At 35.1% G+C, this 13,337-nt stretch carries 15 protein-coding genes; 6 read left to right on the forward strand and 9 right to left on the reverse strand.

Features of this window, described 5'->3' with window-relative positions:
- Positions 1-9 precede the first annotated feature (9 nt).
- The 5 genes from Q0K76_RS07720 to nlpD form a co-directional block, all read right to left on the reverse strand.
- On the reverse strand, positions 10-606 hold the full coding sequence (locus tag Q0K76_RS07720; RefSeq protein ID WP_294613875.1) for a UbiX family flavin prenyltransferase: 597 nt from the start codon (positions 604-606) through the stop codon (positions 10-12).
- 353 nt (positions 607-959) lie between these two features.
- Positions 960-2,168 (reverse strand): aldose 1-epimerase family protein, encoded by a 1,209-nt coding sequence (locus Q0K76_RS07725; protein WP_294613878.1) that lies wholly within the window; start codon positions 2,166-2,168, stop codon positions 960-962.
- A 163-nt stretch (positions 2,169-2,331) separates the two neighbouring features.
- Complete coding sequence (locus tag Q0K76_RS07730) at positions 2,332-2,928, reverse strand: thymidine kinase (RefSeq protein ID WP_294613881.1); 597 nt, start codon at positions 2,926-2,928, stop codon at positions 2,332-2,334.
- A gap of 101 nt (positions 2,929-3,029) precedes the next feature.
- Positions 3,030-3,782, reverse strand: coding sequence for a 2,3-diphosphoglycerate-dependent phosphoglycerate mutase (gene gpmA / locus Q0K76_RS07735; RefSeq protein ID WP_294613884.1), 753 nt, complete (start codon positions 3,780-3,782; stop codon positions 3,030-3,032).
- A 123-nt stretch (positions 3,783-3,905) separates the two neighbouring features.
- Positions 3,906-4,997, reverse strand: coding sequence for a murein hydrolase activator NlpD (gene nlpD / locus Q0K76_RS07740; RefSeq protein ID WP_294613887.1), 1,092 nt, complete (start codon positions 4,995-4,997; stop codon positions 3,906-3,908).
- A 282-nt stretch (positions 4,998-5,279) separates the two neighbouring features.
- Between nlpD and rsmI the strand changes: the two genes are divergently transcribed.
- The 3 genes from rsmI (at position 5,280) to moeA (ending at position 8,822) form a co-directional block, all read left to right on the forward strand.
- Positions 5,280-6,107, forward strand: a complete 828-nt coding sequence (gene rsmI, locus Q0K76_RS07745) for a 16S rRNA (cytidine(1402)-2'-O)-methyltransferase (protein WP_294613890.1) — start codon at positions 5,280-5,282, stop codon at positions 6,105-6,107.
- A 191-nt stretch (positions 6,108-6,298) separates the two neighbouring features.
- Complete coding sequence (gene ychF, locus Q0K76_RS07750; RefSeq protein WP_294613893.1) at positions 6,299-7,390, forward strand: redox-regulated ATPase YchF; 1,092 nt, start codon at positions 6,299-6,301, stop codon at positions 7,388-7,390.
- Positions 7,391-7,592: 202 nt separating this feature from the next.
- Positions 7,593-8,822, forward strand: a complete 1,230-nt coding sequence (moeA, locus tag Q0K76_RS07755) for a molybdopterin molybdotransferase MoeA (RefSeq protein WP_294613895.1) — start codon at positions 7,593-7,595, stop codon at positions 8,820-8,822.
- On the opposite strand, the gene Q0K76_RS07760 is transcribed toward moeA, so the two are convergent.
- The 4 genes from Q0K76_RS07760 to folB form a co-directional block, all read right to left on the reverse strand.
- The gene (locus Q0K76_RS07760; protein ID WP_294613897.1) at positions 8,814-9,242 is read right to left on the reverse strand and encodes an EamA family transporter; all 429 of its coding nucleotides are present in this window, start codon (positions 9,240-9,242) and stop codon (positions 8,814-8,816) included. The two genes, moeA and Q0K76_RS07760, sit on opposite strands and share 9 nt — an antisense overlap.
- A 2-nt stretch (positions 9,243-9,244) precedes the next feature.
- On the reverse strand, positions 9,245-9,451 hold the full coding sequence (locus Q0K76_RS07765; RefSeq protein ID WP_294613900.1) for a hypothetical protein: 207 nt from the start codon (positions 9,449-9,451) through the stop codon (positions 9,245-9,247).
- Positions 9,452-9,514: 63 nt separating this feature from the next.
- Entirely contained in the window at positions 9,515-10,516 is a 1,002-nt protein-coding gene (locus Q0K76_RS07770) for an MBL fold metallo-hydrolase (RefSeq protein ID WP_294613903.1), read from the reverse strand.
- Between the two features lie 6 nt (positions 10,517-10,522).
- Positions 10,523-10,888 carry a dihydroneopterin aldolase gene (gene folB / locus Q0K76_RS07775; protein ID WP_363322437.1) on the reverse strand — a complete coding sequence of 122 codons (366 nt, stop codon included), beginning with the start codon at positions 10,886-10,888 and terminating at the stop codon, positions 10,523-10,525.
- 105 nt (positions 10,889-10,993) lie between these two features.
- Here folB and rsmE point away from each other — a divergent pair, with 105 nt between their 5' ends.
- The 3 genes from rsmE (at position 10,994) to Q0K76_RS07790 (ending at position 13,328) form a co-directional block, all read left to right on the forward strand.
- A complete protein-coding gene (gene rsmE / locus Q0K76_RS07780) occupies positions 10,994-11,725 on the forward strand; it encodes a 16S rRNA (uracil(1498)-N(3))-methyltransferase (protein WP_294613908.1) in 732 nt (243 codons plus the stop codon).
- A 191-nt stretch (positions 11,726-11,916) separates the two neighbouring features.
- Positions 11,917-12,879 carry a glutathione synthase gene (gshB, locus tag Q0K76_RS07785; protein WP_294613911.1) on the forward strand — a complete coding sequence of 321 codons (963 nt, stop codon included), beginning with the start codon at positions 11,917-11,919 and terminating at the stop codon, positions 12,877-12,879.
- Positions 12,876-13,328, forward strand: coding sequence for a GNAT family N-acetyltransferase (locus tag Q0K76_RS07790; protein WP_294613915.1), 453 nt, complete (start codon positions 12,876-12,878; stop codon positions 13,326-13,328). Before gshB ends, Q0K76_RS07790 begins: the two co-directional genes overlap by 4 nt.
- Positions 13,329-13,337 lie beyond the last annotated feature (9 nt).

The following is a 13,337-nucleotide window of genomic DNA, read 5'->3' on the forward strand; positions in this document are numbered from 1 at the left end:
TATATGAACTTAATTAGCTGGTTTAGTATGCAAATGCATATCTTCACCCCAACGTGGTAGTGAAGGAATATCAATATCAAATAGATCTAATGCCCTTGCTACACTATGTGTGATCATGTCATCAATAGTTTCAATATGTTGATAGAGCGCCGGTACAGGTGGAAAGATGATCCCTCCCATTAATGTCACTGCCTCCATATTTTTAATGTGACCTAAATGTAATGGCGTTTCTCGCACCATTAAAACCAATCGCCGCCGCTCCTTTAACACTACATCTGCAGCGCGAGTTAATAGGTTATCGGATAAACCATTGGCAATCGCCGCTAATGATTGCATTGAGCAAGGTGCAACTAACATACCCATGGTTTTAAATGAACCACTGGCAATAGCTTCACCAATATTATCAATTGAATACACTTTACTAGCTAGTTCTTTAATTTGCGCTAAACTCATATGTGGCATTTCGTATGATCGTGTTAAATGTGCTGCTTTTGAAATCACTAAATGGGTTTCAATATCTAAAGGTTGTAACAGTTCTAAGGCTTTAATGCCATAAGCAAAACCCGTTGCACCACTAATTCCAATCACTAATCGTTGCACAGCCATGTTAATTCCTATGGTTATTTGCAGTCAGACAAAATTACGTCTGGTATTATCGACTTTATTAAAATGTACTTATTTGAATTTTTGTTTCAAATCAACTAAAAATCACAATCAAAAATCAATTTTGATTTGTTACTGAATAAACAAATTGATTTAATCATACCGATATCACCCTTAGCTTTCAAGCAAGTATAGGCTAATAAACTAGATTCAAACATAAATGAGATGAGAAAATTAGTATGAGTTTACTGAGCTTAAGTCATAAAAGCTCAATATTTTTATGAAAATAAGGCGTAAATGATTGTCAAAAGAAAAAAGATTACAGCTAACATGGATGTTAGCTGTAATAACATAACTTATTCTTTAGCCATCGGTTCTTCGATCACATTCGTTGTTTGATTTCCTTGAATAGTTTTGATTTTATCTGCATATTTAGCTACAGCTTCCTTACCAGATAATAAACTATATGTCAGTGTGAAGGCTGTGCTTTGCCCCGGTTCTAATTGACGTACGCGTTTTTGTTCACGTTCAATTGTGACAGGATAAGCAAAACTTGTTCCTGGTTCTAAACCGGTTACATAACCTTGTTTGAGCGTATCAGTATTTTTCCACAATGACAACACAGGCAGCTCTTTAATATTAAACGCTATGCCCGCAGCTTTATCACCCGCTTGGTTAGTTACCATCACTTGAGTATTGCCGTTTGCATCAGCAAATGGATAAACATTAAATACCATTTCATCAAAGTCTTTAGTAGGACCTAAGTAAGTTTGCCATGTTTTTAATCCACCTTTAGCATAATCGTTAAACGGTGAAATTTCTTTAACAGGGGCAACAAATTTAGCGCCTTCTTCCAAAATTGGAGTACCAAAGTTACTGTGATAAATAATCTGATAATCACGTGTATAATCACCTTTATTACTGACTATATCCTGCACAGTGAAATCTTTGGTACCTGGAATGTAACTTAATGATACCCATGTTTCTAAATTACTTTTTTTGAATGTATTTTCTTTAATTAAACCTTTTACAGTAATAATGTGAGGGACTTTATCTGCCACATCGACAATTAATTTTGATACAGGTGTATTTTCAGCTCGCCCATGCAAAGTATACATCATGCCATCCGCTTGTACTGCATGCCCTGTCCATTCAAAACCACAACGCACCATCATTTCATTAAAACCATCTAGCCAACCAATACCACCTCGGCTTTCTAAATTTATAAATTTAGGATTTACAACTTCATTCACTGGCGAATCCCAACCCATACGGACTCCATCACCAACGACAGATAAAATACCTAATCCACGGGTAGGAATTAATTTGATGGTTAATTTATCACTGGTAATGGTCAGAAGTTGAGAGCCATCTTGTTTCCCCCCTTTAAGAACGGTATTTTGTATAGTGAATTTTTCACCTGTGATACCTAAATTTTCACTCGTTACAGACCAGTTACCTTTATCAATACCTTTATCGTTATCAGTTAATACAAATTCTTTCGCACTAGCTGTATATGAGGTCAAACTAAATATTATGGCTAATGAAATAATTTTGATTTTCATATTCATTCCTTATAAGTTATTTGATAAAACTGAATCGTTTCAGTTAATATGACATAAAATTATACAATCAGCAAAAGAAAAAATTGAAAATGAGAGCTTATTCACACTTTTAAAATAAAGTATGAATAATAATGCCAAATTAATTTAATTAACTAATTAACTATCAATTAGTTGAAGATTTTTGAGAATTAGGTTGAATCTGTCCCATTTTCCAATGTTTACGACAAACTGAGTGAAATTCACTATCACCCAGACGTAGAGGATTGCCAAATTTAATAATTTGACCGTCTTGACCTTCCAATAGATTCATCGTAGCCTTTTTGCCACACCAACATACAGTTTTAAGTTCCCTAAAATTATCAGCGATTTCTAATAATGCTTTAGAGCCTTCAAATAAATGTCCCATATAATCCGTTTTTAAACCAAAAAACATCATTGGCACGCCATATTCATCACAGGCATCTGACAATTTCCATATGGTATTTGCGGATAAAAAATGACTTTCATCGATAAGTACACAGGCATAACTATTTTGTCTGATATGCTCAATGATCTGCTCCACACTATCATCATCTAATAACATGGCTTTTTTACGTAACCCTAATCGAGAAACGATTTCGATATCAGAATGACGAGTATCAAAAGAAGATTTAAGTAACAACGTCTGCATATTATTACTTAAGTAATTATGATCAACTTGTAATAGTTCCGTAGATTTTCCAGCATTCATCACGGAGTAAATAAAATAAATTTTAGACAAAATAATGCTCTCAAAAATAAAGTCAATACAATAAATGATAGGATTCAGATAATAAAAAAGGTAAGTCTAACAACCTACCTTTTAGATAAACCAATAAGTAATTATTTTGCTTTGCCTTGGTTAGCTACTGCTGCTTGTTTAGCGGCAATTTCATCAGCGTTACCTAAGTAATAGTGTTTGATCACTTTCATGTTATCATCAAATTCATATACTAATGGCACACCAGTAGGTATATTTAATTCAATAATATCATCATCGCTGATATTATCTAAATGTTTAACTAAAGCACGCAGTGAGTTACCGTGAGCAGCAATAATAACTCGTTCACCTTTAGCAACTCGTGGTGCAATGGTTGATTCCCAGTATGGAAGTACACGTTTGATGGTTAATGCTAAACTTTCAGTTAATGGTAATTCAGATTCTGGTAATTTGCTATAACGAGAATCATGACCCGGGAAACGTTCATCTGATTTTTCTAATGCCGGAGGAGTAATAGCAAAACCACGACGCCATAATTTAACTTGTTCATCACCATATTTAGCAGCAGTTTCGGCTTTATTTAAACCTTGTAATGCACCATAGTGGCGTTCATTTAATTTCCAGCATTTTTCAACTGGCAACCATGCTTGATCCACTTCATCTAATACATGCCATAAAGTATGGATAGCTCGTTTTAAAACAGAGGTATAGGCATAATCAAATTGAAAACCTTCTTGTTTAAGTAATTTACCCGCTTCTGCTGCTTCCTTATTACCTTTGTCAGAAAGATCGACATCAGTCCAACCACAAAAACGATTTTCTTGATTCCAAACACTTTCTCCGTGTCGAATAAGAACTAATTTTTTTACTGCCATGAATATAACTCCTTTGTTACGTAGAATAAAACTGATTAATGAATTTTGTATTCATAACAATGCACGGGAAAAATATTTTGTGCATTGTTATTGTTTTGCGCAAGTTACTTTGCGGCAAAACACTTATTCAAGTGGTAAGTAATTTAATGGATCCACTGACTGTGCTCGATAACGAATTTCAAAATGCAATCTTACCGAGGAAGTACCTGTCGCACCCATAGTGGCAATTTGCTCACCGGCTCGCACAGATTGTTGTTCTTTGACTAAAATTGATTGATTGTGTGCATAAGCAGTTAAATAATCATCATTATGTTTGATAATAATTAAATTACCATAACCGGGCAAGGCATTACCTGAATATACAACTCGTCCATCAGCTGCCGCCATGACCTTATCACCATAAGAGCTCGCTATATCAATACCCTTGCTAGCACTGGAATATTTTACGATAACTTTACCTCTAGCAGGCCAGCGCCATGTAATATTGGCAACGTTAGAGGTTGCATTTGGACTTTTGGTTGATGTATTGTTTTTATTACTTACTGGGTTGGTCACTGTTTTGGTTGTTTGCTTTATTTGTGATGACAAAGATTTATTGGATGTCGAGGTTATCGTTGTTGTTGTGGTCATAACCGGTTTAGTTTTAGACTTAGCCGTTCCCGAATTTGATGTTGAATTGTTGGATGAATTTTGTCCGGCAGACACTTTTTCAGTCACAATCACAGTTGTATACCCACTCACATCTAATACTTGACCAACGCTTACAGCATACGGCTCACTGATATTATTTTTAGCCGCTAAAGAACGATAATCATTACCGGTTACCCAAGCAATATAAAATAACGTATCACCACGTTTAACCGTATAGGTATCACCTTGGTAGCCACCTTTAGGAATTTCATCATAATTACGGTTATAAACTATACGTTCATTATTTGCTATTTCAATACCATCAGTTGGTGAAGAACTGACTTCGGCCGTTGAATAAGTTGGTGCAGATGTACTTGGATATGAACTAATTGTACCTTTTGTTGAAATATTAGTAGGAGGTTTAGTATAAACCGACGAAATTGATCCGCTAGATGAATCAGAAATATCTTCAATTTGAGCCGGATTAGTTTGAGTACAAGCAACAATCATCAAACTTAGGCAACTTAATGTTATCGTTTTTTTCAAAGCAACACCTTTAGTTAATAAACATTGACCTAACTGCACATTCTATCTCATTTTAAATGAAAAAAACATTAGATAAATTTTCATCTTTTATATCACAAAATAATAAGAACATATCTTTTTGTAGCAATTTTCATTATTATTTTGAAGTAATCAATTTGATTGCAACTTAACGAAATAAAAAAAGGTAAATATTTTTCTAAAAAACACTTTTACATCTTATCTGCTATTGGTAATAGCATTTATTTTGAATAGAGTGAGTATATACAATAAAATATTCTTAAGTATAGTATATTCTATGATAATTTAATGTGATTTGAAATAATGACTCTATATATTGTTGCCACGCCAATCGGAAACCTCGATGACATCACCTTAAGAGCAATTGACGTTCTTAAACGTGTTGATCTTATAGCTGCTGAAGACACTCGCCATAGTGGCTTATTATTACAACATTTAGGTATTAAGGCTAAGCTCTTTGCCTTACATGATCATAATGAACAAGAAAAGTCACAGATTTTGATTGACAAACTTAAAGCAGGATTATCAATTGCACTAATTTCCGATGCCGGAACGCCGTTAATTAACGATCCTGGTTATCATCTGGTTAAAGCATGCCGTGACAATCAAATCAAAGTAGTACCAATTCCCGGCGCCTGCGCAGCAATAACCGCGCTTTCAGTTGCAGGTTTACCTTCCGATAAATTTTGTTATGAAGGATTTTTACCCGCTAAAAGTAAAGCGCGTCAAGATAGTTTATTAACCTTGATTAATGAAACGCGCACCATGATATTTTATGAATCAACACATCGTTTAATGGATACGCTTAATGATATGCAAGCAATTTTTGGCGTGGATAAACCGATTGTACTAGCAAAAGAGCTGACCAAAACTTGGGAGACCATTGTGAGTTATCGAGTGGGAGAACTTATTGAATGGCTAAATGAAGATGTTTGCAGACAAAAAGGTGAATTTGTTTTAATTGTTGAGGGGCATAGCAAAAATGATAATGAGATTACCCCAAATGTGATTAATACCCTTAAATTATTACAAAAAGAGTTACCATTGAAAAAAGCAGCGGCAATCACCGCCGAAATATATGGACTTAAAAAGAATCAACTTTACCAAGTTGGCTTAACTTTAGAAAAATGATCTAACTATTTTGATTTAGATAGTCTGAGGCGCACACCTATTTATATTATCTCAAATATCAAATGGTAAACTTGGAATCTTCATTGAAGTCAATGCAAAATCATCCATAAGAACATTGGCACAAACATCATCATTTAGTATATAATTAGCCTTTATTTTTATGACATTTTATTAGAAAGGTAACAAACAATATGGGATTTAAATGTGGGATCGTCGGACTACCAAATGTTGGAAAATCAACGCTGTTTAATGCGCTAACTAAAGCAGGAATCGAAGCGGCTAACTTTCCTTTTTGCACTATCGAACCAAATACCGGTGTGGTACCAATGCCAGATCCTCGTTTAGATCAGCTTGCTGTTATTGTTAAACCCCAACGAATTTTACCCACTACCATGGAATTTGTTGATATTGCAGGATTAGTTAAAGGTGCCTCGAAAGGTGAAGGACTTGGCAATCAATTTTTAGCTAATATTCGCGAAACTGAAGCTATAGGTCATGTTGTTCGCTGCTTTGAAAATGATAATATTATTCACGTGGCGGGTAAGATCGATCCGGCAGAAGATATTGAAATTATCAATACTGAACTTGCATTAGCTGATCTTGAAGCTTGTGAGCGAGCGATCAATCGAGTACAAAAAAAAGCTAAAGGCGGCGATAAAGATGCCAAATTTGAATTAGAAATACTAGAAAAATGCCTACCGCATTTAGAACAAGGCAAAAAATTATTGTTATTAGATCTTAGCAAAGAAGAACTAGAAGCAATTAAATACCTTAGTTTCTTAACATTAAAACCAACTATGTATATTGCCAATGTTAATGAAGATGGATTTGAAAACAACCCCTATCTTGATAAAGTGAAAGCAATTGCCGAACAAGAAAAATCAGTGGTTGTGCCTGTGTGTGCCGCCATCGAAGCCGAACTAGCCGAACTAGACGACAATGATCGCGATGAGTTTATGCAAGACTTGGGCTTAACCGAACCAGGATTAAACCGCGTTATTCGTGCTGGTTATAGCTTACTTAATCTGCAAACTTATTTTACCGCAGGCGTTAAAGAAGTTAGGGCTTGGACTATTACAGTTGGTGATACCGCACCACAAGCAGCGGGGAAAATCCATACTGATTTCGAAAAAGGATTTATCCGCGCGCAAACGATAGCTTTTGATGATTTTATAAAATATGGTGGTGAGCAAGGAGCTAAAGAAGCCGGTAAAATGCGTTCTGAAGGCAAAGATTATGTCGTTCAAGATGGCGATATTATGAACTTTTTATTTAATGTGTAGTGCACATATATACGTCGCTCCTGAGCGACGTATATATAATCAATGGCAGACAATTAATTTTCAACAATACCCATAATACTTAAATACAGGCATATCTTTATACTGAAACATATAGTTAACCTGAAACTTCTTTACAAGTAGTTACAACTCACAGATGGATAAGGATAAGGATAAGGATAAGGATCAGCAATAGGAACATTTTATGTTACTCACTTTTGAACAGGCAAAACAAAAATTACTCCAAGCCGCATCAATGACAATACCATTGGCGAACGAAAGAATCTCATTAATTGATGCACTTGATCGAATTACTGCTGAATCAATTATTTCCCCGATTAATGTCCCAAGCTTCGATAATTCAGCAATGGATGGCTATGCCGTCAGAGAGTTTGATATTGAGAAATCTAAAATATTACCCTTAGCTGGTGCTATTTTTGCAGGTGATGATATTAGCCACCTCAATTGGCCAACAGGTACGTGTTTGCGAATAATGACTGGCGCCCCGGTTCCCAATGAAGCAGACGCAGTTGTGATGCAAGAACAAACCGAAATAACCAATGCTGGTATCCATTTTTTAAGTGACATTAAAGCTGGCAGTAACATTCGCCGTATTGGGGAAGATGTTAAAAAAAATACCGTAGTGTTTCCTAAAGGTAAACGCCTTACAATTCCGACTTTATCGACGCTTGCGACTTTAGGGCTTGCTCAACTTACTGTATTCAAAAAGTTGAAAGTTGCCCTCTTTTCAACGGGTAATGAATTAACCCCGATTGGTCAACCATTATCTTATTCTGGCGCGATTTATGACAGTAATCGATTCACCTTAAAGTTATTACTGACACAACTTAATTGTGAAATTATCGATTTGGGTATTATTCCTGATGATCCGAGGCAAATAAAACAAGCGTTAATGGCAGCAGCTAAACAAGCTAATTTAGTGCTAACCAGTGGTGGAGTTTCGGTCGGTGATGCAGATTATACTAAAACGGCTTTAGAAGAGCTTGGACAGATTAATTTTTGGAAAATTGCCATGAAACCGGGCAAACCATTTGCATTTGGTCAAATTGGGGAGGCATTATTTTGTGGTTTGCCTGGCAATCCTGTGTCAACCTTAGTTACCTTTTATCAATTAGTGCAACCATTGATTCTAGCACTCTCAGGTAACGTTGAATCATCATTATCAAACTTATCATTTAAAGTTAATACAGCAACAGATCTCAAAAAAAGCCCTGGCCGATTAGATTTTCAACGTGGTGTTTTGCAAACCAACAATAAAGGCGAACTAGAGGTTACCACCACAGGTCAACAAGGTTCACACATCACCCAATCATTCAATCATGCTAATTGTTTTATTGTACTCGATCAAGAACTCGGCAACGTTAGTAAAGGTGAGCAAGTAACGGTTGAACTATTTAATGCACTATTAAAATAGTGCCACCAATATAGCGCCACCGGCAATCATAGCAACGCCAATTCCAGCAGGAAATGATATTTTCTCACCAAACAAAATAGCTGCAAACACAACTGCAAATACGACACTGAGTTTGTCAATGGGTGCAACCTGAGACACTTTACCTTCTTTAATAGCCATAAAGTAAAATAACCAGGAAAGTGCTCCAGCTATACCACTTAATGCAATTATAAATAACGCTTTTTTATCATTTAGAAAGGTATTAATTAAATTCAATTTACCTTGAACTACAACGACACCAACTAAAAAAATTGCCATTACAATAGAACGAATCGCTGTAGCTGTATTGGCATCTAAATGTTGTAAACCAATTTTACCTAAAATTGCTACGCAGGCAGCTGTGATTGCCGATAGTAAAGCATAGATCAACCATGCGCTCATATTTAATTCCTATCAATTTGGATCATGTATTGTTGATTATTGGAATTTTTTTGACATTGTTGTGAGTTACTCATTACACCATTACAGCCTTCTAATACACCGTGTGGTTTTGTCCAACGGTATTGTTTGCCCTCATCATCTTTACCACCACAACCAATTATACCTAGACTAAGTATGACACAGGATAATACCATCACTATGGTTTTCATGATTTTTCTCCGTTTTCATATGCAATTAATATATGAATTTTGACAATTTATTTACATATCGTTTTATTTTAATCCATATTCTAAGTGATTGATAGCTAAGTTACCGCCAATTTTTAATAAGTGAAAATCACGATCTGCCTTATGACTATTTAATAGTTCAGGGGGCTCATCAATTGGTTCATCGGCTAATTCAAATGCGCCCCAATGAATAGCAACTGCCGACTTACAATGTAATTCATCAAACAATTGAATTGCTTGCTGTGGATCAATATGTTGTGAATGCATAAACCAACGAGGAGCATATGCCCCTATTGGAATTAAAGCTAAATCAATTGTAGTAAAACGTTCACCTATCTCTTTCAAAAAAGAGCAATAACCACTATCGCCCATAAAATAGAGTGATTTACCGTTATTTTGATTGTTGGAATCTGACTGTATCATCCAACCGCACCACAGTGCTTTATTTTCATCGAATAATCCACGTTTACTCCAGTGTTTTGCTGGTGTAGCGGTAAAAGTAAATTTACCAATAGTGCGAGAATCCCACCAATCTAACTCAATTATTTGTTTTGCTCCCCATTTTGATAATATTGCCTTTAAACCTAGTGGAACCAATATCGTAATATTAGTAAAACGATCAATTAATTTGCGAATACTATTATAATCTAAGTGATCATAATGATTATGTGAAATAACAATAAAATCAATTTGCGGCAACTCAGCTATATCTAAAGCAGGTGGTGTGCGGCGTTTAGGACCAGTAAATTGTGAAGGAGATGCACGTTTAGAAAATACAGGATCGGTTAATATAAATTTACCATCCAATCGAATTAACGTGGTTGCATGACCTATCCACCAAACTCTATCGCCAGGCAACGTCAAATCGATTTGTTCAAACCATGTCTGCTTAAATGAATCATACCCAGCTTTAGGAGGTAATACTTTACGAGAGATATACCACCGCACAATATCACGAATTTTAAATTTACTTGGTTGATAACTAGCAAACCTTTCCGTTTGCTGTTTTTGTATTAAAGTGGTTAAATCCTTTTTTTGTTCAGTCATTATTCCCTACTTTCTATCTCTGCTTCGCTCAATGATTACTGCTACATTTTTGGCATTTGCAATTGCACCTGGTTTTGATACTTTAACTTTAAGCCACTTAACCGAAAATTGTTGGATAATTAGCTCAGCAACCTGCTCTGCAACACACTCAATCAAATCAAATTTATGTGTTTCAACAAATGAAGTAATTGATTGGCTTACTTGAAAATAGTCAAGACACAATGAAACATCATCACTCTTCCCTGCCGGTATATTATCCCATTGCATTTCCAGATCAAGCACTAACTTTTGCTTTATGGTCTTTTCCCAATCATAGACACCAATTATTGTTAAAATAGTTAATCCTTCGATTAATACTCTGTCTTTACTCATCATTTTATATGTCATTCCAAATTAGAATTTGTAGCAACTAAAGATTACCGAATCGCAACAAATTACGCTATAATTTATTTTAAATTATTTGCAATACTAGCTATTATGACCAGAATTTTCCAACCTTTTATTATAAGTCAAAACAGCCTTATTACTTTAGATGAAAATGCGTTCAATCATCTAATCCGTGTTCTACGCATGAAAGTTGGTGAACAAATTATCTTGTTTGATGGTTCTAATCAGATCACGCCAGCTGTTATACATACAATCAATAAAAAAAACGTTATTGTCAAAACAGCTACAACCATAACTGACAATCGTGAATCACCATTAAATATTCATTTAGGACAAGTGATCTCACGCGGGGAAAAGATGGAATTTACCATCCAAAAATCAGTAGAATTGGGTATAACAAGTATCACACCTTTACTTTCTGAACGTTGTGGAGTAAAACTTGATGAAGCACGGTTTGACAAAAAAATACAACAATGGCAAAAGATTATCATTTCCGCTTGTGAACAATGTGGGCGTAATGTTATTCCTAAAGTCAATCCAGTCATGAAGTTAGACAATTGGTGTGCCAGTTTAACTGATGGTTTAAAACTCAATCTACACCCTAAAGCTAAACTTGGCATTAATCAATTATCATACAATAATCAAAATAATAATATTCATTTATTGATTGGTCCTGAAGGTGGGCTATCCGATAATGAAATTAGCATGGTGAATAATTATCATTTTACTGACATATTGCTTGGACCACGTATACTGCGTACTGAAACCGCAGCCTTAACTGCGCTAACCGCCTTACAAGTGCGTTTTGGTGATTTAGGTTAGCAAATTAAAACAAATAGAATGAATAATGTTTGCTTTGCATCTTAAACAGTAGCGAGTATGATAGTTGTAAATACTAATTCAATTGTGAATTACCTCAACACTGGTAACAAAATTTACCATAAAACATTAATATAGAATAATAAAATCATCAGTGTTTTATTTTAACCCTATACAACCACTAAGGAGCAAACATGATAAAACTGGGTATTGTTATGGATCCAATCAGCCATATTAAGATTAAAAAGGATACCAGTTTTGCTATGCTACAAGAAGCACAAAAACGTGGTTATCAACTTTTTTATATGGAGATGAACGATCTGTTCTTATCTAATGGTCAAGCCTATGCAACCACGCGCAAAGTGACAGTGTATCATGACCAAACGCATTGGTTTGATCTTAGCAATGAACAGATGATAGCACTTAGCGATCTTGATGTAATACTTATGCGCAAAGATCCGCCATTTGATACTGAATATATCTATGCGACCTATATTTTAGAACGCGCAGAGGCTAATGGTGTACTGGTCGTAAATAAACCACAAAGTTTGCGTGATTGTAACGAAAAGCTATTTACAGCTTGGTTTGCAAAATTTACCCCAGAAACACTGGTAACCAGACAAACCGAACGAATTAAAGCCTTCCATCATCAACACAAAGATATTATTTTAAAACCCCTTGATGGTATGGGCGGATCATCGATTTTCCGAATCAAACCCGATGACGCCAATATTTCAGTAATTATTGAAACACTAACTGATCATAATAAACGATATTGTATGGCACAAACCTTTATACCGGCAATACAAGATGGCGATAAACGAGTATTAGTCGTAGATGGTGAACCCGTACCTTATTGTTTAGCAAGAATCCCATCAAAGGGGGAAACACGAGGCAACTTAGCCGCCGGTGGGCATGGTGAAGTTAGACCACTTAGCGAAACTGATTGGTATATTGCAAAAAGTATAGCACCAACACTAAAAGAGAAAGGTTTACTCTTTGTTGGCTTGGATATTATTGGTGATAAATTAACCGAAATTAATGTGACCAGTCCAACTTGTGTACTTGAAATTGAAGCCGAACACCCTACCTTATCTATTACTGGTATGTTAATGGATGCAATTGAATGCCGATTTAATAATAGAGCGCAAAAATGATTAGAGAATATCAACCTACAGATTTAAATAAAATCATGGAAATATGGTTACAAGGTAATTTACAAGCTCATGATTTTATAGTGCCTGAATTTTTTGAACAAAATTATGAATTAGTAAAATCATTAATCCCAATGTCAAAAATATATGTTCAAGATCTTGATGGTGTGAAAGGGTTCATTGGGTTAACCGAAAATTATATATCAGGGTTATTTGTTGAGCAAAATTTCCGAAATAAAGGAACTGGTAAAGCATTAATTGAAAAAGCCAAACAATATCATAATGAACTGTTTGTCCATGTTTATAAAAAAAACACGCATGCCATTGATTTTTACCTTGCTCAACATTTCGAAATTATTTCTGAATCAGTAAATGAAGAAACGAATGAAAATGAATTATTAATGCGCTGCAATGTAGAACATAAAGTTAAAATTGGCAAATGTGCATTATAATAATTATTA

It is taken from the genome of uncultured Gilliamella sp. (assembly GCA_945271295.1).
GTDB lineage: Bacteria > Pseudomonadota > Gammaproteobacteria > Enterobacterales > Orbaceae > Gilliamella.

Bases quoted from the DNA above. Each gene is read 5' to 3' on its own strand.
- Q0K76_RS07720 (WP_294613875.1), bottom strand. From the start codon at position 606: ATGGCTGTGCAACGATTAGTGATTGGAATTAGTGGTGCAACGGGTTTT.
- Q0K76_RS07725 (WP_294613878.1), bottom strand. From the start codon at position 2,168: ATGAAAATCAAAATTATTTCATTAGCCATAATATTTAGTTTGACCTCA.
- gpmA (WP_294613884.1), bottom strand. From the start codon at position 3,782: ATGGCAGTAAAAAAATTAGTTCTTATTCGACACGGAGAAAGTGTTTGG.
- rsmI (WP_294613890.1), top strand. From the start codon at position 5,280: ATGACTCTATATATTGTTGCCACGCCAATCGGAAACCTCGATGACATC.
- ychF (WP_294613893.1), top strand. From the start codon at position 6,299: ATGGGATTTAAATGTGGGATCGTCGGACTACCAAATGTTGGAAAATCA.
- moeA (WP_294613895.1), top strand. From the start codon at position 7,593: ATGTTACTCACTTTTGAACAGGCAAAACAAAAATTACTCCAAGCCGCA.
- Q0K76_RS07760 (WP_294613897.1), bottom strand. From the start codon at position 9,242: ATGAGCGCATGGTTGATCTATGCTTTACTATCGGCAATCACAGCTGCC.
- Q0K76_RS07765 (WP_294613900.1), bottom strand. From the start codon at position 9,451: ATGAAAACCATAGTGATGGTATTATCCTGTGTCATACTTAGTCTAGGT.
- Q0K76_RS07770 (WP_294613903.1), bottom strand. From the start codon at position 10,516: ATGACTGAACAAAAAAAGGATTTAACCACTTTAATACAAAAACAGCAA.
- folB (WP_363322437.1), bottom strand. From the start codon at position 10,888: ATGAGTAAAGACAGAGTATTAATCGAAGGATTAACTATTTTAACAATA.
- rsmE (WP_294613908.1), top strand. From the start codon at position 10,994: ATGACCAGAATTTTCCAACCTTTTATTATAAGTCAAAACAGCCTTATT.
- gshB (WP_294613911.1), top strand. From the start codon at position 11,917: ATGATAAAACTGGGTATTGTTATGGATCCAATCAGCCATATTAAGATT.
- Q0K76_RS07790 (WP_294613915.1), top strand. From the start codon at position 12,876: ATGATTAGAGAATATCAACCTACAGATTTAAATAAAATCATGGAAATA.